The 24359-nt window shown below is 36.0% G+C and carries 16 protein-coding genes and 1 tRNA gene; 15 read left to right on the plus strand and 2 right to left on the minus strand.

The genetic code is table 11. The annotated features are described in order from the left end of the window. The first annotated feature begins 32 nt into the window (after positions 1 to 32). The 13 genes from OOK89_RS02150 (at position 33) to OOK89_RS02210 (ending at position 18099) form a co-directional block, all read left to right on the plus strand. Positions 33 to 1661 (plus strand): recombinase family protein, encoded by a 1629-nt coding sequence (locus OOK89_RS02150; RefSeq protein ID WP_264719202.1) that lies wholly within the window; start codon positions 33 to 35, stop codon positions 1659 to 1661. 533 nt (positions 1662 to 2194) lie between these two features. Further along, entirely contained in the window at positions 2195 to 2569 is a 375-nt protein-coding gene (rpsL, locus tag OOK89_RS02155; protein ID WP_007549314.1) for a 30S ribosomal protein S12, read from the plus strand. Positions 2570 to 2574: 5 nt separating this feature from the next. Beyond that, positions 2575 to 3054: a 30S ribosomal protein S7 gene (gene rpsG, locus OOK89_RS02160; RefSeq protein WP_007549313.1), complete on the plus strand. Its 480-nt coding sequence runs from the start codon at positions 2575 to 2577 to the stop codon at positions 3052 to 3054. 21 nt (positions 3055 to 3075) lie between these two features. Further along, positions 3076 to 5151 (plus strand): elongation factor G, encoded by a 2076-nt coding sequence (gene fusA, locus OOK89_RS02165; RefSeq protein ID WP_264719203.1) that lies wholly within the window; start codon positions 3076 to 3078, stop codon positions 5149 to 5151. Between the two features lie 11 nt (positions 5152 to 5162). Beyond that, the gene (gene tuf / locus OOK89_RS02170; protein WP_010962309.1) at positions 5163 to 6335 is read left to right on the plus strand and encodes an elongation factor Tu; all 1173 of its coding nucleotides are present in this window, start codon (positions 5163 to 5165) and stop codon (positions 6333 to 6335) included. A 13-nt stretch (positions 6336 to 6348) separates the two neighbouring features. Next, positions 6349 to 6421: transfer RNA gene (locus OOK89_RS02175), tRNA-Trp, on the plus strand. 10 nt (positions 6422 to 6431) lie between these two features. Continuing rightward, a complete protein-coding gene (gene secE, locus OOK89_RS02180; RefSeq protein WP_006279543.1) occupies positions 6432 to 6641 on the plus strand; it encodes a preprotein translocase subunit SecE in 210 nt (69 codons plus the stop codon). Further along, complete coding sequence (nusG, locus tag OOK89_RS02185; RefSeq protein WP_070356705.1) at positions 6631 to 7467, plus strand: transcription termination/antitermination protein NusG; 837 nt, start codon at positions 6631 to 6633, stop codon at positions 7465 to 7467. Before secE ends, nusG begins: the two co-directional genes overlap by 11 nt. 2 nt (positions 7468 to 7469) lie before the next feature. Then, entirely contained in the window at positions 7470 to 7910 is a 441-nt protein-coding gene (locus tag OOK89_RS02190) for a 50S ribosomal protein L11 (protein ID WP_006279541.1), read from the plus strand. Between the two features lie 4 nt (positions 7911 to 7914). Further along, entirely contained in the window at positions 7915 to 8568 is a 654-nt protein-coding gene (gene rplA / locus OOK89_RS02195; RefSeq protein WP_065094732.1) for a 50S ribosomal protein L1, read from the plus strand. A 12-nt stretch (positions 8569 to 8580) separates the two neighbouring features. After that, positions 8581 to 9099: a 50S ribosomal protein L10 gene (gene rplJ, locus OOK89_RS02200; RefSeq protein ID WP_006279539.1), complete on the plus strand. Its 519-nt coding sequence runs from the start codon at positions 8581 to 8583 to the stop codon at positions 9097 to 9099. Positions 9100 to 9125: 26 nt separating this feature from the next. After that, the gene (gene rplL / locus OOK89_RS02205; protein ID WP_007551887.1) at positions 9126 to 9527 is read left to right on the plus strand and encodes a 50S ribosomal protein L7/L12; all 402 of its coding nucleotides are present in this window, start codon (positions 9126 to 9128) and stop codon (positions 9525 to 9527) included. A gap of 58 nt (positions 9528 to 9585) precedes the next feature. Continuing rightward, positions 9586 to 18099 (plus strand): DNA-directed RNA polymerase subunit beta/beta', encoded by an 8514-nt coding sequence (locus OOK89_RS02210; RefSeq protein WP_012673039.1) that lies wholly within the window; start codon positions 9586 to 9588, stop codon positions 18097 to 18099. 6 nt (positions 18100 to 18105) lie between these two features. Here OOK89_RS02210 and dusB read toward each other — a convergent pair whose 3' ends face one another. Both dusB and OOK89_RS02220 read right to left on the minus strand, forming a co-directional pair. Continuing rightward, positions 18106 to 19068 (minus strand): tRNA dihydrouridine synthase DusB, encoded by a 963-nt coding sequence (dusB, locus tag OOK89_RS02215; protein ID WP_012673040.1) that lies wholly within the window; start codon positions 19066 to 19068, stop codon positions 18106 to 18108. 5 nt (positions 19069 to 19073) lie between these two features. Beyond that, the gene (locus OOK89_RS02220) at positions 19074 to 20996 is read right to left on the minus strand and encodes a Ulp1 family isopeptidase (RefSeq protein WP_151807695.1); all 1923 of its coding nucleotides are present in this window, start codon (positions 20994 to 20996) and stop codon (positions 19074 to 19076) included. Between the two features lie 143 nt (positions 20997 to 21139). Here OOK89_RS02220 and serS point away from each other — a divergent pair, with 143 nt between their 5' ends. Continuing rightward, positions 21140 to 22417, plus strand: a complete 1278-nt coding sequence (serS, locus tag OOK89_RS02225) for a serine--tRNA ligase (RefSeq protein WP_264719304.1) — start codon at positions 21140 to 21142, stop codon at positions 22415 to 22417. A gap of 34 nt (positions 22418 to 22451) precedes the next feature. After that, positions 22452 to 23723, plus strand: a complete 1272-nt coding sequence (gene purD / locus OOK89_RS02230; protein WP_264719206.1) for a phosphoribosylamine--glycine ligase — start codon at positions 22452 to 22454, stop codon at positions 23721 to 23723. The last annotated feature ends 636 nt before the right edge of the window (positions 23724 to 24359 follow it).

A 24359-nucleotide genomic window follows, 5' to 3' on the forward strand; every position in this document is an offset into this window, starting at 1 on the left:
TGCGGTAAACAACGAAAAGGAGGTGGGGAAAAATGACAACAGTGGCCTTATATGCAAGAGTTTCATCGAGGAGCCAAGCGCAGAACAATACAATAGAGAGTCAAATTGCAGAGCTCAAGTATAGAATTGCTGCAGACAAACATGAGTTATTAGATGAGTATGAATTTAAGGACAATGGCTTTAGTGGGTGGAATTTAGAGCGTAGAGGTTTAGATGAGTTACGTGATAAAATAGCAGAAGGTCAAATTAATAAAGTTTATATTCATTCACCTGACCGGTTGTCAAGGAAATCTGCACACCAAATGATATTACTTGATGAATTTGAGAAAGCAGGAGTAGAAGTAATATTCTTAAATCATGCAAATGAAAATAATCCAGAGTCTAAATTATTACTAGGAATGCAAGGGTTAGTGTCAGAATACGAATGCACAAAGATCATGGAAAGAAGTCGTAGAGGGAAACTCCATGCAGCAAGAAAAGGTAGTGTAAGTGTAATGAGCAAAGCACCTTATGGTTATCGATATATAAAAAAGCATGTAACAGGAGAAGCCAAATTTGAAATTAATGAAGAGGAAGCAAAAGTAGTGCGCAAACTATTTGAGTGGATAGGTCAAGAAAGAATAGGTATAAGGGCAGCTACACTGAGGCTAAAAGAGAGGTCAATTAGAACAAGAACTGGACAGGAGAATTGGTATCCAGCAACGATTTGTAGCATATTAAAAAATCCCGCATATAAAGGACAAGCAGCTTTTGGTAGAGTAAGAAGGATTGAAACAGCATCATGGAAGGCAACAGGAAGAAGGTCTAAACAAAAGATGAAAAAAGTTTCTGTCCACCGTACAGATAAAGAGAATTGGATTTATATACCAGTACCAAAAATAGTTGATGAAGAATTATTTGATGTAGTGCAAGAGCAACTGGATGAAAATAAAAAAAGAGCAAGAATGCAGAAAGTGAAAGGAAAAGAGAGAAATCTACTACAAGGTCTAGTTGTATGTCAAAACTGTGGATATGCTTATACCGGTTCGCATTGTAGAAATGGGGAAAAAACATATAGCTATTATCGTTGTAATGAGCGTGTTATGATTAATAGTTACGATAAATGTAACAATAAATATATCCGTGCAGATATGTTAGAAATGGTTATATGGGAAGAAGTAAAAAGTTTGTTAAAGGACCCAGAGAGGATTAAAAAGGAGTACCAACGTAGAGTTTCAGAAAATAAAAATGATGAATCATCAGATAAAAAATTTGCAAGAAGGGAAAGTCAAATAAAACAAGGTATCGAAAAACTTATGGAAGATTATTATAGTCAAGAAAATGCAGGCGGGGAAAAATATATAAATGAGGAAGAATTTAAGCAGACAATGAAAAAAATGAAGGAACGTTTAAAAGGGATGGAAGAAGAGAAGAAAAAGGTTGTTGATCAAAAGACACTACAGAAGAGAGTGAGCCTTATTATCAATAGCATAAAGGGTTTTTATTCTAGTGTTAAATCGAACCTAGACTACCTAGATTGGCAAACTAAACGTGGTATTGTTAGGACATTGATAAAGCAAATTAACATTGGTCTTGATAAGGTGGAAGTGGCATTTCGGATCAAAGAACTAGCGCAGGAGGAAAATTTGCAACATTGTATTAAACGCGTTGGCGTTTTTTAAGTCTTAAACACTGCAATTTAGCTGCTTTTAAATGCAACTCACCTTAGTTTAAATGTTTAAGAAATTTACTAAGCAGAAAAAAAGGCAAAAGATATCCCGTATTAGCTAGTTGTCACTCTCTAATCCTGCAAATTGGCGTACTATACTGTCTTAAACGCTTTATAAGCGCGTTTCAGCTTATATAGGTAAAAACCCAGAAATGTTGTGAAGACGTAAAGTGTGCATAGTGCAAAAAATTAAAAATAAGACGCCAATTACGTAATACTGTTGTCATTTAATCTGCACAGATTGAAGATAAATGAATACCTTCAGTACCATGATAATGGGGCTGGCGAAGGGTGTCAAGTAAGTTTTTTCGTTTCTACTGAATGACAGTTGTGGCTTGGGAGGTAGTGCAAGAAGTCTACTGATGGCTTTCAAGGCAGTTGAGCTTAATTATTAGAGTAGTAATGTTTATTTTTATATTGACTATTGAGGTTTATTATTTTATAACTAAAAACTTAGTTATTTTAATGAGCTTGAGTTTATAACATATGCCTACGATAAATCAATTAATACGTAAGGGTAGATTAGGATTGACCCATAAGAAAAAGGTACCAGCTTTGGGAAAAAGCAACCCTCAAAGGAGAGGTGTTTGCACTAAGGTGTATACTACAACTCCTAGAAAGCCTAACTCAGCACTCCGTAAAGTAGCCAGAGTAAAAATTAGTGGGTATGGTGAAGTGACGGCTTATATACCTGGTGAAGGTCATAATTTACAAGAACACTCTGTTGTTTTGATACGTGGTGGGCGGGTTAAAGATTTGCCAGGTGTGCGTTATCACATAATAAGAGGTGCCCTTGATCTGCGTGGTGTGCAAAATCGAAAGAAAGCTCGTTCAAAATATGGTGTAAAGAAATCTGGTTAAAGTTTATGGCTCGTCGGAATAAAGCAAAAAAAAGAGAAATAAGTCCTGATTCGCGTTACGGCAGTGTTTTGCTGATGCGTTTCATTAATACAATCATGAAATGTGGTAAAAAATCTACTGCAGAAAAGATTATCTATGACGCTTTGTCTTTAGCTGAAAAGAAAATAGGCGAAGGTGGGTTATCAATTTTTGAGACAGCAGTAGGAAATGTTACTCCTTCTATAGAAGTGCGTTCTCGACGCATTGGTGGTGCAACTTATCAAGTACCTGTTGAAGTTCGACAAGATAGAGCGGTTTCTTTAGCGTTAAGGTGGATTGCTAAAGCAACTTCTGCTGCTCGAAAAAAGAGTGGAAAAACCACTGTTGATTGTTTGCAATCTGAAATACTGGATGCTTATAATAAACGCGGTGGTGCGTTTAAGATGTGCGAAGAAAAATATAAAATGGCTGAAGCTAATAAGGCATTTTCTCATCTTCGTTTTTAATGTTAGCTAATTAATTGTGATATGGAAATTGGAATATCTAAATACAGAAATATAGGGATAATGGCTCACATAGATGCTGGTAAGACTACCACAACAGAGCGTATTTTATTTTATACTGGTAAGCAAAATAGAATTGGTGAAGTGCACGATGGTGCAGCTTCTATGGATTGGATGGAGCAGGAAAAAGAGCGTGGTATTACAATCACATCTGCTGCAACAACATGCTTTTGGAATGATCATAGGGTCAATATAATAGACACTCCTGGTCACGTTGATTTCACTATTGAAGTTGAGAGATCTTTAAGGGTTTTGGATGGTGCAGTTGCTGTATTTGATGGAGTTGCTGGAGTTGAACCTCAATCTGAGACAGTGTGGCGTCAAGCTGATAAATATAGCGTTCCTCGTATCTGCTTTGTTAATAAGATGGATAGAATAGGGGCAAATTTTTATCGATGTGTTGATATGATAAAGACGAAGCTTGGTGCAGCACCTTTAGTTATTCATTTACCAATAGGGAGTGAGAAAGATTTCAAAGGTATAATTGACCTTATTTCTATGAAAGCCATTATATGGCAAGAAGAAACGTTGGGCGCTAAATTTTCTTATGAAGATATTTCTTCTGATTTGCTTGATAAGGCTCAAGAATATCGAAATCTTTTATTAGATGCTGCAGCTGAGATGGATGATGAAGCGATGAATACTTACTTTGAGTCTAATGATCTGCCAGTAGATTTACTGAAAAAATGCGTGAGAAATGGGACCATTAAAGGAAAATTTGTTCCTGTGTTATGTGGATCAGCTTTTAAAAATAAAGGCGTACAACCACTTTTAGATGGTGTGGTTGACTTTTTACCTTCTCCTATTGATGTTGATGTAATTGTTGGAATTGATCCTAAAGATTCAGAAAAGAAAATTGAGGTCAAACCTTCAGAAAAAGAGAAATTTGTTGCTCTTGCATTTAAAGTGATGACGGATAAATTTGTAGGCAGCTTGACGTTTATCCGTATTTATTCTGGTAAATTAAAGTCTAAATCTACCGTTTCAAATGCGTTAAAAAACGAAACTGAAGGGATTGGCAGAATGTTACTTATGCATGCAAATAACCGAGAAGATATAACTGAGGCTAGGGCTGGAGATATAGTTGCTTTAGTTGGGCTAAAGAAAACAACCACCGGAGATACTTTATGTTCTGTTGATTTTCCTATATTATTGGAGCGTATGGAATTTCCTGAGCCTGTTATTGAAATTGCTGTGGAACCTAAAACCACTTCAGATCAGGAAAAATTAGGTATTGCTCTAAATAGGTTGGTTGCAGAAGATCCTTCTTTAAGAATGTCAGTAAATGCGGAAAGTGGCCAGACTATATTGAAAGGCATGGGTGAGCTCCATCTTGAGATTATTGTTGATAGAATGAAGCGCGAATTTAACGTTGAGGCTAACGTCGGTGCTCCTCAGGTTGCATATCGTGAAACTATCACTAAATCTGTTGAAATTGATTACACTCATAAAAAACAATCTGGTGGAGCTGGTCAGTTTGCTAAGGTTAAAATAAAATTTGAACCTCTTGAGCCTGGTTCTGGGTTTCAATTTGAAAGTAAAATTGTAGGTGGTGCTATTCCAAAAGAGTATATTCCTGGGGTAGAAAATGGCTTGGAGTTGATAAAAGAAGGTGGTATAATTTCGGGATTTCCGTTGATTGATTTTAAGGCTACCCTTCTTGATGGTGCTTTTCATGAGGTTGATTCTAGTCCTTTAGCTTTTGAACTTGCTGCTAAAGGTGCTTTTAAAGAGATGGCAAATAAAGCTGGTCCAAAAATGCTGGAGCCTATAATGAAAGTTGAAATCATTACTCCTGAAGAATATATGGGTGATGTTATGGGTGATATAAATAGTAGAAGAGGAAATGTTGCTGATATGCTCGATTTAGGTAATAATAGTAAAATAATTACTGCTTCGGTACCTCTTGCAAATATGTTTGGTTATATCAACGTTTTGCGTTCTATGTCTCAGGGAAGGGCGCAGTATAGTATGCATTTTTCTTGTTATGAGCAAGTGCCACAATATGTGGTTGATGAGTTAAAGTTAGAGTATAATTAAGGGTAATAATTATGACAGCAGTAGTGGAAGCATTTGGAAAGCCGCATGTAAATGTGGGAACAATAGGACATGTGGATCATGGGAAGACGACGTTAACAGCGGCGATAACGAAGCATTATGGAAATTTTGTAGCGTACGATCAGATAGATAAAGCGCCAGAAGAAAGGAAGAGGGGGATAACGATAGCAACAGCGCATGTTGAGTATCAGACGGAAAAAAGGCATTATGCACACGTTGATTGTCCTGGACACGCTGACTATGTAAAGAACATGATAGTAGGTGCAGCACAGATGGATGCGGCGATATTGGTAGTGTCGGGGGTTGATGGGCCAATGCCACAAACGAGAGAGCATATATTGCTGGCGAAGCAGGTAGGTGTTGGATATATCGTGGTGTATATAAATAAAGCTGATGTTGCTGATGCTGATATGATAGATTTAGTAGAAATGGAAGTGAGGGAATTACTGAGTAAATACGGATTTCCAGGGGATGAAGTGCCTGTGGTGGTTGGTTCAGCGCTCAAGGCGCTGGAGGATGACAGCAGCGAATATGGAAAGAAATCAATAGACAAATTGATGGAAAAGTTAGATGAATATGTAGCGGTTCCACCAAGGCCTGTGGATTTACCATTTTTATTGCCAATCGAAGATGTATTTTCGATATCGGGGCGAGGAACAGTTGTAACAGGAAGAATAGAGAAGGGAGAGATAAAGACGGGAGAAGAGATAGAGATAATAGGTCTGAAAGCGACGCAAAAGACGATATGCACAGGTGTTGAGATGTTTAAGAAGTTGCTGGATAAGGGAAGTGCAGGACTCAATGTAGGAATATTGTTAAGAGGAACAAAAAGAGAAGAAGTGGAGAGAGGGCAAGTATTAGCGAAACCGGGGACGATAACACCGCATAGAAAGTTTAAGGCGGAGGTTTATATATTAAAGAAAGAGGAAGGAGGAAGGCATACACCATTTTTTGCGAATTACCAGCCACAGTTCTATTTAAGGACAACGGATGTAACTGGGAGCATAAAATTGCTAGATGGGAAGGAGATGGTAATGCCAGGAGATAATGTGAGTGTAGAAGTAGAATTGCAAGTACCGATAGCAATGGATAAGGGATTGCGTTTTGCGATAAGAGAAGGCGGTAGAACTGTTGGTTCTGGTGTTGTTTCTGAAATTTTGGAGTGAGAGTTTGAGTTATAGGAGTGTAGCTCAATTGGTAGAGCGCTGGTCTCCAAAACCAGAGGTTGTAGGTTCAATTCCTATCGCTCCTGCATTAATGTTGTGGTGGAAATGTTAAAAAGTTTGTGTGGTTTTTTCTGTGATATAAAGCAAGAAATACGAAGAATTGCTTGGGTAAAGAAACAGGAGGTGTTGTCATCTCTATTTGTTGTAATGATTGTTATATTATGCTTTTCGATTTTCTTCTGTTTTGTGGATTTTATGTCTCTTTACGTAATTAAGGCTTTATTTGGAATTATTTATGGAATGTGAATATAAATGGTATATCATTAAAGTTGATTATGGATATGAGCAAAACATACGCGAATTGGTAAGTAATGCTGTTTATTTTAAGGAAGTGTTTATTCCTTATCAAACGGTATGTAATTCAAAGTCTGATATAAAAGAATTATGTGAAGTGTATGTATATATGCATCTGTGTGATGAAAGCAAAAATATTTTGAATCAAACGCCTGGATTCTGCAGTGGCGAATCTGGTGATTTTGAGATGATTTCAGATGATGAGATAAGTTTAAAGTGTAAAGAATTTAATAGATATAAATGGTATATCTTGAGAGTTGCTTCCAATTGTGAAGAGAAAGTGCGCCAACATATATTGGAAAATTCTATGAGATTGGGTGTTAATGATTACTTTAAGGAAGTTTTTATTCCATATGAAGAGCTAAGTGAAGTAGAGTTGAAATCTAAGAAAATTGCTACACGAAGGAAATGCTTTCCTGGTTATGTCTTTTTATACGTGAATTTATGCGATGAAGTATTGAATTTTATCAATAATATACCAAAATCTCTTAAGGTTTATGGATTTTTGAAAAACGGTAATATTCCAAAGGTGATTTTGGATGATGAGATTCACTCAATGTGTAATGCACTTTATAATGCTCAAGAGACAAAGAAGTTAGGTTATGGTTATGAAAAAGGTGAAAAAGTGAAAATTAATGATGGTCTTTTTCAAAATTTTACTGGTAAGGTAAATATGGTAAACGATGAGAAAAAAATTATTAATGTGGAAGTATCGATTTTAGGTAAGCCGACAATAATAGAGCTTGATCTGGCTCAAGTAGAGAAAATAGAGGATTAATTATGAGTGTTATAGTTGCTAAGATTAACTTACTTATGGAAGCTGGGAAAGCAGTTCCAGGACCGAAAATTGCTTCAGTACTTGGTCCACGTGGTATACCTGTTCCTAAGTTTTGTGAAGCTTTTAATAAAGTTACTAGTGCTGCTAACGCTAATTATAAAGTAGGCGATTTAGTAACAGTGCGAATTTCCATAAAGGATGATCGCTCTCATGATTTTACTGTCAGCGGTCCGCCTGTGGCTTATTTACTTAAGCAGGAGGCTAAATTAAGTAAAAGTTCTGGTAATCCTGGTAAAGAATTAGTGGCTAAATTACCTATGTCTGCTATAATTAAAGTAGCAAAGTGCAAGATGGTTGATATGAAAGTGGATAATGAAGATTCAGCAGTGAAAATGGTTGTAGGCACTGCAAAATCTATGGGTATAGAAGTTGTGGAAGGTTAGGTAAATGAATACATATAATGATAATCCTAAGCAGTGTTTGAAGAAGATTGTTGAGTCTGCTTCAGCAAAATTTAATGAATCAGTTGATATTGCGGTCAATTTAGGCGTAGATTCACGTAAATCTGAAGAGCAGGTGCGTGGTACAGTAGTTTTGCCTAAAGGTATCGGGAAGAATATTAAAGTAGCTGTTTTCGCTCAAGATAAACATTTATTAGAAGCTGAAAAAGCTGGTGCTGATATTGCAGGAGGAGAGGATTTAGTTGAAGAAATAAAAAAAGGTAGAAAGTTAGATGTTGATTGGTGCATTACTACTCCTGATTTTATGGCAAAAATCACTCCTATTGCAAAAGTATTGGGTGCTAAAGGGCTGATGCCTAACCCTAAATTTGGTACTGTGACTTCTAACATTGCAGAAGCTATTAAAACCATTAAGTCTGGTCAGGTAAAATTTAGAACAGATAAAAATGGTGTTATTCATGGTAAATTAGGAAATATTAAATTTGATATTGATGACTTGCTAGAAAATTTAAAAGCCTTTCTTAAAGTAATTAAAGATAATAAACCTATTTCTGCGAAAGGAATTTACTTTAAGGGTGTTTTTTTAAATTCAACTATGGGTAAAGCTTATAAGATAGGCAAAGTGGAAGATATAATTTAAGGGAGTGATACCGTGAAGCGTAAAGATAAGGATGAATTTATACAGAGCACAATAAACGTATTTGTAAATAATGATTTCTTGATATTAGTAAATTTTAAATCTATAAATGCTAATGATTCATTAACTCTGAGGAATAGTCTGAAGTCTATAGCAGGTGGGGTATTAGTAGTTAAAAACACTCTAGCGCGCTTGGCTTTGGAAAGGACTGGTAAATTCTCTTATTTATCAGGCAAATTTTCCGGTCCTGTTGCTATTATATACTCTAGTGGCATAGTAGAAGCTGCAAAATTAATAGTTGATTTTACTAATGCTAACAAAGAAAAAATGTCTGTGATTTGCGCAGCTCATTTAAATGAATTGTTAACAGTGGAAGATGTTAATAAACTGGCTAAGTTGCCTTCTCTGGATGAATTGCGTGTTAAAATTATGCGTTTAATATCTTATGATATTCCTGCTCGGTTAGCGTTGTCTATTAATTCATCTTCTATGAGGCTTATGAGAGTTTTGGATTATTATAGTTCTAAAAAATAAATTTGTTGTTAAGTAAGGTGGTAATTATGAGTAATGTAACAAGTGATTTGGTTGATAAAATATTATCTTTAAACCTATTAGAGGCTTCTGAACTTGTAAAAGTTTTAGAAGAGAAAATAGGGTTGCCTGCTGGTTCTTTTCTTGGTGGAGCTGTTGGTGCTGGGGCGCCTATTGGTGATAATGCTGCTGCTCCTGCTGCTCAAGAAAAAGCTGAGTATAAAGTTGTGATTAAAGAAATTGATGCGAGTAAAAAAATAGGAGTTATTAAAGCTGTGAGAGAGGTTAATTCTACATTGGGTTTAAAAGAAGCAAAAGAGTTGGTTGAATCTTTACCTAAAGATTTGACTGCTAATGTTCCTAAAGACGAAGCAGAAAAAATCAAGCAAAAACTTATTGAAGCAGGAGCAACTAAAGTGGAGCTTGAATAATATTTAATGTATTAATTTTATATTGATATAGCTCTTTTAATTAGTTTGGGGTATTTTAATGGTTGATTCTTCTTATATGTACGCTTCTGGTGCTTTTGTTCCTAGAGTTTCTTATTCTAGGTCGATTGATTTAAAAGATTCTTTATTGGATTTGGTTAAGGTTCAAAAAGAATCATATGATTCTTTTACTCCTAAGAATAAGGGTAATGAAAGACTTGAAGTTATCTTTCATACAATCTTTCCAATAAATGATCCTTTGCGTAGGGCTACTATTGAGTTTATAAGTTGTAGGGTAGATGATCCTAAGTATGATGAATCTGAGTGTATAAAGCGTGGTGTAACTTTTTCTGCTCAGGTTATTGCTTCTATACGTCTTGTTGTTATGCAGGATGGTATTTCTCTTGATGAATATAAATCGATTAAAGAGAGTGGAGATCATTCTAAACTTGCAACCGTTGTAAAATCTATAGAAGAGCAGAAAGTCCACTTTTGTGGGTTGCCTATGATGACTGATAAGGGCACTTTCATCATTAATGGTGTGGAAAAAGTTATCGTCTCACAAATGCATAGGTCTCCTGGTGTATTTTTTGATAGCGATAAGGGAAAAACTTACAATTCTGGTAAATTGATCTATTCTGCTAGAATTATTCCTTATAGGGGTTCTTGGCTTGATATTGAATTTGATGTTAAAGACCATTTGTATTTTCGTGTTGATAGAAAAAGAAAATTGCCAATTTCAGTTTTATTAAAGGCGTTGGGTCTATCAAATAATGATATACTCGATAGATTTTATGAGAAAATAAAGTATGTAAAACATAAAGATGGTTGGAAAGTGCCTTTTGTTCCTGATAAATTTAAAGGAGTGAGGCTGCCTTTTGACTTAATGGATATTGAAGGTAATGTGCTGCTTAAAGCTAACGTTCGTATTACCTCAAGACTAGCTAAAAAGCTATATGATAATGAATTGAAAGAGTATCTGGTTCCTTTTAATTCTATATGTGGTTTATTCCTCGCAGAAGATTTAATGGATAGTGCTAGCTCTACGAAAATTTTATCTGCTGGTGAATCTATAAAGTTGGAAGACATAAAGAAGCTTGAGTTATTATCTGTAGATGAAATATCAGTGTTGAACATAGATAATTTGTTTGTTGGACCTTATATATTAAATACGCTTTTCTTAGATGAAAACATGTCTTATCAGGATGCACTATATGAAATATATAGAGTTTTGCGTCCTGGTGAAGTTCCTGTTTTAGAGATAGTAGAAGAGTTTTTCCGTAATCTTTTCTTCAGTCCGGAATATTATGATTTGTCTAACATTGGTAGGTTGAAGCTTAACTCTTACCTTGGATTAAATTATGATGAGGATTTAACTGTTTTAACGCATGAAGATATTATTGAAATTGTGAAAAAAATAGTATTGTTACGTGACGGTCAAGGATCTGTAGATGATATTGATCATTTAGGAAACAGAAGAGTAAGATCAGTTGGAGAGTTTATAGAAAATCAATTTAGAACTGGGTTGTTGAAATTGGAACGCGCAATAGTTGATTCTATGTCCACTTCTAGTTTAGATAAAGTTTCTCCATCTGATTTTATTAATCCAAAAGTGTTAACTAATGTCTTAAGAGATTTCTTCAATTCTTCTCAATTATCTCAATTTATGGATCAGACTAATCCGTTATCTGAAATAACACATAAAAGAAGGTTATCCGCGTTAGGTCCTGGCGGTTTAACAAGAGAACGGGCAGGATTTGAGGTGCGTGATGTTCATCCAACTCATTATGGAAGAATTTGCCCTATTGAGACTCCTGAAGGGCAAAATATAGGGTTAATCAACAGCTTAGCTATATACGCGCGTATTAATAAATATGGTTTCATTGAAAGCCCTTATAGAAAAGTAGTCAATAGGGTTGTTACTGATCAAATTGAGTATCTTTCTGCTATAGACGAAGGCTCACATCATATAGCTGACACTAGCGTAAAGCTTGATGAAAATAATTGCTTTGTTGATGACATGCTATACTGTAGATATGCTGGTAGCTTCGTCATGGTAAGTAGCGACCAAGTTAGTTACATTGACGTATCTCCTAAGCAGGTAATATCAGTTGCAGCTTCCTTGATTCCATTTTTAGAAAATGATGATGCTAATAGAGCATTAATGGGCTCAAATATGCAACGTCAGGCCGTACCTTTATTGAAGCCTACCGCTCCTCTGGTTGCTACTGGTATGGAGTCTTTTGTAGCTTCTGGCTCTGGTGCTGTAGTTTTAGCAAAACGCGATGGCATAGTTGATAGTTCTGATAGTAACTCTATAGTTATACGTGCTTTTGATAAAGAAAGGGTTAACTACTTGGACGTAGATATTTATCATCTAAGGAAATTTCAGCGTTCTAACCATAATACTTGTATTAATCAAAGACCGCTAGTGTGCGTAGGTGATTATGTTAAAAAGGGTGATGTAATAGCTGATGGTCCTGCAATTAACAGTGGTGAGTTGGCGCTTGGTAAAAATTTGCTAGTCGCTTTTATGTCTTGGCAAGGTTATAATTTTGAAGACTCTATTATTATTTCTAGTGAAGTTGTTAAAAAAGATCTCTTTACTTCTATTCATATAGAAGAATTTGACTGTGTTGTACATGATACCCCTTTAGGATCAGAAAAAATAACTCGTGCTATACCTGGTGTTAATGAAGAAAATCTATATCACTTGGATGATAGTGGTATAGTGAAAATTGGTACAAGAGTTGGTCCAGGCTATATTCTGGTAGGTAAAGTTACACCTAAACCTTCTCTTTCATTGCCTCCTGAAACGAAGTTATTAATGACAATTTTTGGTGAAAAGTCATTCGATTGTGCGGATTCCTCTTTATATACATCTCCAGATGTTGAAGGGACAGTAATTGATGTACAAGTCTTTACACGCAGGGGGGTTGAAGAAAATGAAAGGGCATTACTCATCAAACAAAAAGAGATAAATGACTTTGAGGAAGAGCGAGATTATATAATCAATGTTACTAGTGAATATTTCTATGATGAACTGAAGAAACTTCTTATTAATTCTGGTTCTCAAGATCGAGAAAAATTTGACTCTATTGAACGTGAGCAATGGTGGGGTATAGGATTAAAAAACCAATCCATTTCTGAGCAAGTTAAGAGCTTAAAAAAAGATTTTGATGAAAAAGTATCACATGCAATAGCACAGTTTAAGCGAAAAGTAGAAAAATTACATGAAGGTTATGACCTGCCTCAAGGTGTGTCGATGTCAGTAAAAGTTTTCATTGCTGTGAAACATAGTCTGCAACCAGGGGATAAAATGGCTGGTAGACATGGAAATAAAGGTGTGATTTCTCGAGTTGTGCCAGTGGAAGATATGCCTTATTTGGAAGATGGTACTCCTGTTGATATTATTCTTAACCCCCTTGGTGTTCCTTCACGAATGAATGTAGGGCAAATACTGGAAACGCATGTAGGTTGGGCTTGTAGAAAATTAGGGGAAAAGGTAAGTAATATTCTCGATGAGATCAATAAGATCAAAAGTGCTTTTTGCAAGGGAATTAGGTCCCTTAACGATGATAATTTTACACAATTTGCAGTAGCATACCTTGATAATAAAAAAATTGAAAATATTGATGATGATGAAATAACGGCTTCTGTTTTAAATACACCTAATAAGAATGCACTAAATGACGAGTTGAATGAGTTAGTAGAGAACTATTTGAACTCTTGTAAAAGTTCATACAGCAATTTACGTAACTTCCTGATTGAGGTTTATAGCTATGGCAGTAACGTATCTATCTGTAATGATATTCGTAATATTAGTGATAATAATCTCATTGAATTTGCACGCAAATTACGTGATGGCGTTCCTGTTGCTGCACCTGTATTTGAGGGTCCAAAAGATGAACAAATAGCAAAATTATTTGAACTTGCTGGTTTAGATAACTCTGGACAAGCTGTATTATATGACGGTTGCAGTGGTGAAAAATTCGACCGCAAGGTTACAGTTGGTTACATGTACATGCTTAAGTTGCACCACTTGGTTGATGGTAAAATTCATGCGCGTTCAGTAGGGCCTTATAGTTTGGTTACTCAACAACCTCTTGGAGGAAAATCTCATTTTGGTGGTCAGCGTTTTGGTGAAATGGAATGTTGGGCATTACAAGCCTATGGTGCTGCTTATACTTTGCAGGAAATGTTAACTGTGAAGTCTGATGATATTAATGGTAGAGTTAAGATTTATGAATCGATAATAAAAGGTGACAGTAATTTTGAATGTGGAATTCCTGAATCCTTTAATGTGATGATAAAAGAACTACGTTCTTTATGTTTAAATGTAGATTTAAAGCAAAATGATGTAGTGATTGAAGATATATCTCACACTAACATTGCACAACCTTTTAATGAGGTTAGTATATCGATTGCTAGCCCTGAAAGTATTAAGCGTATATCTTGTGGTGAGATAGAAGATGTTTCAACTGCAAATTATCGTACGTTCAAAGTTGAGAAAGGTGGATTATTTTGCCCTAAGGTTTTTGGCCCTGTCAATGACGATGAATGTTTATGTGGAAAATACAAAAAAAGAAGACACAGAGGTCGCATATGCGAAAAATGCGGAGTAGAAGTTACATCTTCTAAAGTAAGAAGAGAAAGGATGGGTCATATAGAGCTTGCATCTCCTGTTGCTCATATATGGTTTTTGAAATCGCTTCCTTCAAGAATTGGAGCATTATTGGATATGTCTCTCAGAGATATTGAGAATATTTTATATAGCGATAATTATATCGTAATAGATCCTCTTGTTTCGCCTTTTGAAAAAGGTGAGATTATTAGTGAAAAAGCTTATAATGAAGCTAAAGATAGCTATGGGATCGATAGTTTTGTAGCTATGCAAGGTGTTGAAGCTATAAGAGAGTTGCTAACGCGCCTTGATTTACATGAAATTAGGAAGGATTTAAGACTAGAATTAGAATCTGTTGCTTCTGAGATAAGAAGAAAGAAAATTATAAAGAGATTGCGTATTGTTGAAAACTTCATTAAATCTGGAAATAGGCCTGAGTGGATGATACTTACAACTATACCTATTTTACCACCTGATTTGCGTCCTTTGGTATCGCTTGAGAGTGGTCGTCCTGCAGTTTCTGATCTGAATCATCATTATAGGACTATTATTAATAGAAATAACAGGTTGAGGAAATTGTTGAGCTTAAATCCTCCTGAGATTATGATTCGTAATGAAAAAAGGATGTTACAAGAAGCAGTTGATTCTCTTTTTGATAATAGTCGTCGTAATACTTTGGTAAATAAAGCTGGTGCTGTTGGATATAAAAAGTCCATTAGTGATATGTTAAAAGGAAAACAGGGTCGTTTTCGCCAGAACCTCTTAGGAAAAAGGGTAGACTACTCTGGACGTTCTGTAATAGTTGTTGGTCCAACTTTGAAACTAAATCAGTGTGGATTACCAAAAAGAATGGCTCTTGAACTATTCAAACCTTTTGTTTACTCAAAGCTTAAGATGTATGGTATGGCTCCAACTATTAAGTTTGCTAGTAAGTTGATAAGAGCAGAAAAACCAGAAGTTTGGGATATGCTTGAAGAGGTAATAAAAGAGCATCCTGTTTTGTTGAATAGAGCGCCTACGCTACATAGACTTGGTATTCAGGCTTTTGAGCCAATCCTTATTGAAGGCAAAGCAATACAGCTTCATCCGCTTGTCTGTACGGCGTTTAATGCTGATTTTGATGGTGATCAAATGGCAGTGCATGTGCCAATTTCATTGGAAGCTCAGCTTGAAGCTAGGGTGTTGATGATGTCCACTAATAACGTTTTAAGTCCTTCTAATGGCAGACCGATTATAGTTCCTAGTAAAGATATAGTACTTGGTATATATTATCTGACTTTACAAGAACCTAAGGAAGATAATTTACCATCTTTTGGTGCTTTTTGTGAAGTTGAGCATTCCTTGAGTGATGGTACTTTACATATTCATTCTAGTATAAAGTATAGGATGGAGTATATTAATAGCAGCGGTGAAACTCACTATAAAACTGTTTGTACAACTCCTGGCCGTTTAATATTATGGCAAATTTTTCCTAAGCATGAGAATCTAGGCTTCGATCTAATAAATCAGATATTAACAGTCAAGGAAATAACTGGTATAGTTGATTTGGTATATCGTAACTGTGGTCAAAGTGCTACAGTGGCATTTTCTGATAAATTAATGGTACTTGGCTTTGAGTATGCCACATTTTCTGGTGTCTCTTTTGGTCGTTGTGATATGGTTATACCTGAAACTAAAGCTACACATGTTGATCACGCGAGGGGTGAAATTAAGAAATTCTCTATGCAATATCAAGATGGGCTAATAACTAGAAGTGAGAGGTATAACAAGGTTATAGATGAATGGTCTAAGTGTACGGATATGATAGCTAATGATATGTTAAAAGCAATATCTATATATGATGGAAATAGTAAGTACAACTCAGTGTATATGATGGTTAACTCTGGTGCAAGGGGTTCTACTTCACAGATGAAACAGCTAGCAGGAATGCGAGGGCTCATGACCAAACCTTCTGGTGAGATTATAGAAACACCTATAATTTCTAATTTCCGTGAAGGATTGAACGTATTTGAATACTTTAATTCTACTCACGGTGCGCGTAAAGGTTTAGCTGACACTGCACTTAAAACTGCAAACTCTGGATACTTAACTCGTCGTTTAGTTGATGTATCTCAAAATTGCATAGTTACAAAGCATGACTGTAAAACAAAAAATGGTCTTGTTGTGAGAGCTACAGTTGAAGGAAGTACTATAGTTGCATCTCTAGAGAGTGTTGTGCTGGGTAGAACAGCTGCAAATGATATATATAACCCAGTGACAAAAGAATTATTAGTAAAAGCAGGGGAATTAATTGATGAGGATAAAGTAAAGCAAATCAGCATTGCAGGTCTTGATGTTGTAAAAATTAGATCGCCTTTAACTTGTGAAATAAGTCCTGGTGTATGTTCTTTATGTTATGGAAGAGACCTTGCAACTGGTAAAATTGTTTCAATAGGTGAAGCAGTTGGTGTTATAGCTGCTCAATCTGTTGGAGAGCCAGGTACTCAGTTAACGATGCGTACTTTTCATATAGGTGGAGTAATGACTAGAGGCGTTGAATCCTCGAATATTATAGCTTCTATTAATGCTAAAATAAAGTTAAACAATAGTAATATAATTATAGATAGAAACGGAAATAAAATTGTGATAAGCCGTTCCTGTGAAGTCGTGTTGATTGATAGCCTTGGTAGTGAGAAGTTGAAGCACAGTGTACCTTACGGCGCTAAGCTTTATGTAGATGAGAGTGGGTCAGTAAAAATTGGCGATAAAGTTGCGGAATGGGATCCTTATACATTGCCTATTATCACGGAGAAGACTGGTACAGTGTCTTATCAGGACTTAAAAGATGGAATTTCGATCACTGAAGTGATGGATGAATCTACAGGAATATCAAGCAAAGTAGTAAAAGACTGGAAATTGCATTCTGGTGGAGCTAATTTACGTCCTCGTATTGTGCTGCTTGACGATAATGGTAAAGTAATGACACTCGCAAGTGGCGTTGAAGCATGTTATTTTATACCAATCGGTGCAGTGCTCAATGTACAAGATGGCCAGAAGGTTCATGCAGGTGATGTTATTACAAGAACACCAAGAGAGTCAGTTAAAACTCGTGATATTACTGGTGGTTTACCGAGGGTTATAGAGTTATTTGAAGCACGTCGTCCTAAAGAGCATGCTATTGTTAGTGAGATAGATGGCTATGTAGCGTTTTCTGAAAAAGACCGTAGAGGAAAACGCAGTATATTAATTAAACCTGTAGATGAACAAATTTCTCCAGTTGAATATTTGGTATCAAGAAGTAAGCATGTAATAGTCAATGAAGGTGATTTTGTACGTAAAGGTGATCTATTGATGGATGGTGACCCTGATCTCCATGATATTTTACGTGTGCTTGGGTTAGAAGCTTTAGCGCACTATATGATTTCTGAAATACAGCAAGTTTATAGATTGCAGGGTGTTCGTATAGACAATAAGCATTTAGAGGTGATCTTAAAACAAATGCTACAAAAAGTGGAAATTACTGATCCTGGTGATACTATGTACTTGGTTGGCGAAAGCATTGACAAGCTGGAAGTTGATAGGGAAAATGATGCTATGAGTAACTCTGGCAAACGGTCTACTCATTATCTTCCTATTCTGCAGGGGATTACTAGGGCAAGTCTTGAAACTAGCTCCTTTATTTCTGCTGCCTCTTTCCAAGAGACAACAAAAGTACTTACAGAAGCAGCATTCTGCGGGAAGAGTGATCCTTTAAGTGGATTAAAAGAAAATGTTATAGTAGGAAGATTAATTCCTGCTGGTACAGGTTTGATTATGAATAAGATCAGAGCACTTTCACTTTGTGATAATGTGGATAAATATGAAAAATATTTTGATATTGAAACTTATGACGAGGAATGGTTGATGGATAATGGTTGTCATTTACACTCTGGTGAGGAAGAGAGCGTAGTGGCATACGATCAGTCGAATTGAGTACAGCTAGTGTGTCTCTTGACCAAAAAAGCCAATAATATTTTCTTTCACTTCTGTGCTATCTGTCATGTTATTTACTCTCACACGAAATTCAGATGAGCCTTGAAGCCCGCTACTGTACCAACCTATGTGTTTGCGGGCCATCTTTATTCCTGTGTCATTTCCATAGTACTCAAGAATATTGTCGTAATGCTCGAGTATGATGCTTAATCTCTCTGAAGCTGTTGGCTCAGAAGTTTCACTTCCACTGAGAAAGTTCATTGCTTGATTAATCAGCCAAGGTTTACCGTAGGCACCACGACCTATCATCACTCCGTCTGCTCCAGATTCTTTGAGAGCATTCTGAATATCATTTAAATTTTTAATATCGCCATTTACTATAACTGGAATTTTCACTTGCTCTTTAACATTTCTAACGAATTTCCAATCTGCTTGACCATTATAAAGCTGCGCTCTTGTTCTTCCATGCACAGTGATCATTTTTGCTCCTAAGTCTTCGGCAATTTTCGCAAGTCTCGGGGCATTGCGATTTTCATCGTTCCATCCAGTGCGCATTTTCACCGTAACTGGCATATTCACTGCTTTGACCACAGCTTCAATTATCTCAGCGGCTTTTTTCTCATCACGCATTAGCGCTGATCCTGCATAACCGTTTACAACTTTTTTAACAGGGCAACCAAAGTTTATGTCTATAATTTTTGCTCCCATGTCCTCGTTTAATTTTGCAGCCTCCGCCATAACATCTGGCTCACACCCAGCAAGCTGCACAGCAGTTAATGCATCGACTTTTGCTTTTTGCAAACTCTGGCGAGTTTGCATAATCATAGCTCTGCTTGCGATCATCTCTGAAACTAACAAACTTGCACCAAGTTTCTTCACAATACTTCTAAACGGATAATCAGTCACTCCAGACATTGGAGCTAAAATAACTGGAGAATCAATTGTCAAATTTCCTACTTGTAGGGACATATATTCTATGTGTTCAAACCTAGCGCATTTACACATACTGTTACAACACTTTGTATAGCCGAACTTACTTTTTCCATAAGAGAAGGCTCTACCTCTACTATCTCAGCTCTCTCATAATGACCAGGTGCCAAGTATACCGTTTCTTGTTCTTTATTTCCCCATAGCTCGTTGTTCTGCTGATAACCTTCATTTATCATTCCCGCATTTGGCAGAAACAATGTATTTACATCATTACCATTATTTTTATAGTAGACGTCAATTTCAATATTAGCCAGCGAAGCTAAGATAGAAATTTCTTCTATGAAAACATGGTAACTTTGGCTGCTGATTGCCTCTAGATAAGATCTATAAATGGATTTGCCATTGAGAAAAGAATTTGCTGCAGTATCACTATTATAATTTCTATCATATTTTCTTTCACTAATATTGAGATTACTAGCACTAATGCTTCTTAAATCACCTATAACTTCATTTTCTTTTAATGTTGTAAGACAACATAACTTTTTTATTAATTTATTAGTCTTTTTTTTGATCTTCTCTACCCGTCTGTTTGTATGCTGAACCAAATCTTTTATTGAGTCCGACATACCAATCAAATGATTTGGATTTTCTAAGAATGCACCAAAAACTTTCTGCATCTGTCCCTTCAATAACTCAGGCATCCTTGGATCATTCAAAGAGTTAAATTGACTTAAAAATTTGTGCCATTCCATTCTCATATCTTGTGCTTTTTCAGTTTTATATTGACCAGAGCTATTATCACCAAATACCGCATGGAAAAAGCAGTTGCCATCACCTGTAGTATTATATTGAACAATTTTTGTTTGCTTACTTTCTACTGAATCTAAACTTACTCCGCTATCTTTACGACTTATATTTCCTGGACCACCTAATACAGGGCTTGGCGTGCCAGCCCTGCTTTGTTCATCCTTTTTCAACGCTTTTGCAAATTCTTTTCTCTTCTCTATTAATTGCTCTGAACTAAGTTCATATTTTAGCTGATCATCAATTTCATCAAACGATTTGCCTGCTTTCAGCATATCTGTAATTTTCTTAGCATTCTCTAAGGCAAATATTCCACAATTATACTTATCATCTTGTTGTTTAGCTTTTGAGTTTCTAATACTACTATTGTCTATTCCTAGAGTTTTCTGTAGCGCACTTGATACCTCTTCTGGTAATGGTTCACCAAATGAATCGCAATAATATGCTCTAAACTTTTTACTCTTTTCATCATGAGAAATAACCAATGTTACCCAATGATTGTTATTTAAGTTAAGAATTGAAGATAATACTAAATTGTTATCCCCTTTTACTTTATCTTTATATTCTTGCAATCGGTTCCCCAGAAAAGATGTAAGATTATCGAGGCAAGAAAAGAACACTCCTTTGGAAAATTCCCTGTGACCTTTTTTACGATATGGCATCCATCCATAGTAACTTTTTGCAATCTCTGCAATATCAAAATTACTTAACCAAAATTTATAATCTTCTTTTTTATTTGTCTTATATACAAAAGAATCCTTATTTTCTTTGCAGTCAAAAATACCACTATCCCTATCAGGAGTTTTCGGTCTTGCTTGCTTTTCTGGAGTCTTGCCTTGCAAATCTTGTAGTTCTGTATCTTTTTCTTCACTCTTTTCCCCCTTTGAAGCTCTTTTTCCATTAATATAGTTCTTCGCTAAGTAAAATAAAGGTTCAACAACCATTTTGTATGCTACTGTAAGAATTATTCCCATTAAAACCCAAACTACGGGGTTAGAGATGAGCATAGCAAGTGGAAAGGTCAATAGAGGGGATCCTATTACCGCCCCTAAACAGCCAGCAGCGAATGTGGCTGCTAGGCATACACAAGTAGCGTAGATAACGAATTCCTCACCAGCAAAGTCAGTGCTCTCTTTCTGATTATTTTTTGTAATACCCAACATACTACACCCTATGAACGCTAAGTTAATTAAATTTTAACAAATTCTAACAAAAAAATCAACCATAATAATTTTAGTAGTATGAGAATATATTGAATATTAAGAGCTTTTGGAGTACAGTAACAATGTTAGTAATAGCACAATATATGCACGATATAGAATATATACGCAAAAACCCTGAAGGATTTGAAAAGGCAATGAAAAGCAGGGGAATTAGAGAATCTACTGCGGAAGAGATATTAGAAATCGATCACGAGAAAAGATCATTAACCACTAAACTGCAGGATTTGAATAGGCAGCGCAATGAAATCACAGAGGAAATAAAAAAGCTTAAAATGAGCAAGAGCCCCTGTGAAGAGCAAATAGAGTTGTCAAAAAGCATCACAAATGAGATAGAGGCAATCAGCTTAAAAGAACAAGCAGAAAAGGATAAGTTAGTGAATGTTTTATCTAACTTGCCGAATATTCCTGCGCAAGATGTGCCAATAGGCGCAGATGAGAACTCTAATTTAGAGGTGAGAAGATATGGAGGAAAAAGACAGTTTGATTTTGTACCAGAATCTCATTATGAACTCGGAGAAAAATTAGGTTTAATAGACTTCGAACAAGCGGCGAGAATTTCCGGATCAAGATTTACGATATTAAAAGGACAGTTAGCTAAGCTTGGACGAGCGCTAATAAATTGTATGCTTGAAATGCATGTTAATGAATTTGGCTATACTGAGGTGTACCACCCGGCTTTGGTGAAAAACGAAGCTATGTATAATGTTGGTCAGCTACCGAAATTTTCTGACGATTCGTATTTAACTACCGACGAATTGAGGTTGATTCCCACAAGTGAAGTGTTTTTAACAAATTTAGTTGCTGACAAAATAATGGAAGAAAAAGAACTGCCTATTCGCTTTACTGCATATTCGGAGTGCTTTCGTAAAGAAGCAGGTAGTGCAGGTCGCGATACCAGGGGCATGATAAGGCAACACCAATTTGGTAAAGTGGAGTTGGTAAGCATCACAACTGAAGACCAATCAAATGATGAGCTTGAGCGTATGACGAGTGTTGCTGGAGAGATATTAAAAAAATTAGAATTGCCATACAGAGTAATGCTGCTTTGCAGTGGCGATATGGGTTTTGCTGCACAAAGGACTTATGACATAGAGGTATGGTTACCTGGGCAAAATAAATATAGAGAAATATCAAGCTGCTCAAATTGTGGTGCATTTCAAGCAAGAAGGATGAACGCTAAATACTCTTCAGAAACTGATAAAAAGATAAAAAAATATGTTCACACTTTAAACGGCTCAGCTTTAGCTATAGGAAGAACGATTATTGCCATAATGGAGAATTATCAAAATTCTGACGGGTCGATTGCAATACCAAACGTGTTGCAAAAATACATGAGTAATGATACTGTTATAAGCAAATAATAATTTTGACATATAGAAAAGCGAGGAAATAAAGATGAAGGTTCTGGTTATAGGTTCTGGTGGGCGTGAGCACGCTCTACTTTGGGCTCTAAAAAAATCTCCTATCTTGACTGAGTTATATGTAACTCCTGGTCGCCAAGCTATGAAAGATCTTGGGGCTCTTGTGGATGTAAATATTCAAAATTCAGTGGATGTTACACAATTTTGCAAGAGAGAAAATATAGAGTTGGTTGTTATTGGTCAAGAACAACCAATAATTGATGGGCTTGCTGATGATTTAGTTGCAGAGGGAATAAATGTTTTTGCTCCAAGTCAAGCAACTGCAAAACTTGAGGGATCGAAGTCTTTCACCAAGGGACTATGTAAACGATATGGTATACCAACTGCCAAGTACGAGTGTTTTGTTGATGAAGGGTTAGCTAAAGATTTTGTACGTAGCAATAAAATAAAGTTTCCACTTGTAGTGAAAGCAAATGGAATTGCAGCAGGAAAAGGGGTGGTTATATGTAATACAGAAAGCGAAGCTTTTTCAGCAATAAATTCAATGCTAGTGGAGAAAAAATTTGGTGAATCAGGTGAAGAAATAATCATAGAAGAGTTTTTAGTTGGAGAAGAAGTAAGTTTTTTTGCTCTTATTGATGGGTTGAAAGTAGTAACTCTTGGGTGTGCAAAAGATTATAAGAGAGTTGATGAAAGTAATGAAAGCCAAAATACTGGAGGTATGGGGTCGTACTCATCACCTTCAATTATAAGTAAGGACATGGAGCAAAAAATTATCCAAAAAATAATATACCCTACAGCTCAAGCATTGGTTAACATGGGTACGTCTTATAAAGGAGTACTCTTTGCTGGTTTAATGATTTGCAAAGATAGCCCAAAACTTCTCGAGTATAACGTTAGATTCGGTGATCCAGAAACGCAATCTATATTACCTAGATTTGATTCAAATTGCGATTTGTTAAAATTGATGTTGTCAGTTGCAGAAGGAAAGTTAAATGTCAAAATGGTGGAACTTAACAACAAATCTACAGTTTGTGTAGTTGTTGCAAGTAAAGGCTATCCTGGTGATTATCAAAAGGGAGAAGTAATTAAAGGATTAGATAAGATTGAAAGCATTCCTGGTGTGTTGGTGTTTCATGCTGGTACTAAATTGGATGAAAGTGGTAACTTAGTTTCCGATGGCGGAAGAGTGCTAAATATAGTAGCAGAAGGGAGCACTATAGAGGAAGCCAAAAGTAAGGTGTACTCAGCATTAAATTTTTTAGAATGGCCAGGGGGCTTCTTCAGATACGATATCGGTAGTTAATGTTAGCTGTCGGTTAGCAGGTGGTTCACAGAAACGAAAAACTTCCTTGACAAACTCCGCCAGCCCCCTTATCATGAAACTGAAGCTATTGTATTTGCTTTCGCCAATCTGCAGATTAAAAGGTAAGGATTACTTAATGTATCGGCGTCTTATGTTCAATTTTTTGCAGTATATAGATACTGTATGTCTTTACAAAACTTCATCTACATCTAGATTTTTATCTAAATAAGCTGAACGCGCTTATAAAGCGTTACAAGACATCAAAAAATGCCAATACTCGACAGAGATAGTAAAAGACTAGCTAACTCGGGGATTCTTTGTCTTTTTTTCTGCTTGGTAAATTTCTTAAACATTTGCAGCATAGGTTAGTTGCAATTAAAAGCAGCTAAATCTTGCTTGTCAAGCGTTTAAAACATAAAAAACGCCAATATTTTAAAGCAGATAATAACCCCAGGGCTTCTTTTGCCTTTTTTTTCATTTGGTAAATTTCTTAAATATTTATGGCTAAACGACAATCGTCATCCCGCTACTTGTTAGCGGGATCTAGAGATACCGCGGCGGTATGACGTAGGGAAACCTTTCTTGGGTTAGCTATAAAACTAATCAGCATCTTGTTTAGCACATATAAATTAAGTT

It is taken from the genome of Wolbachia endosymbiont (group A) of Lasioglossum morio (genome assembly GCF_947250585.1).
Lineage (GTDB): Bacteria > Pseudomonadota > Alphaproteobacteria > Rickettsiales > Anaplasmataceae > Wolbachia > Wolbachia pipientis.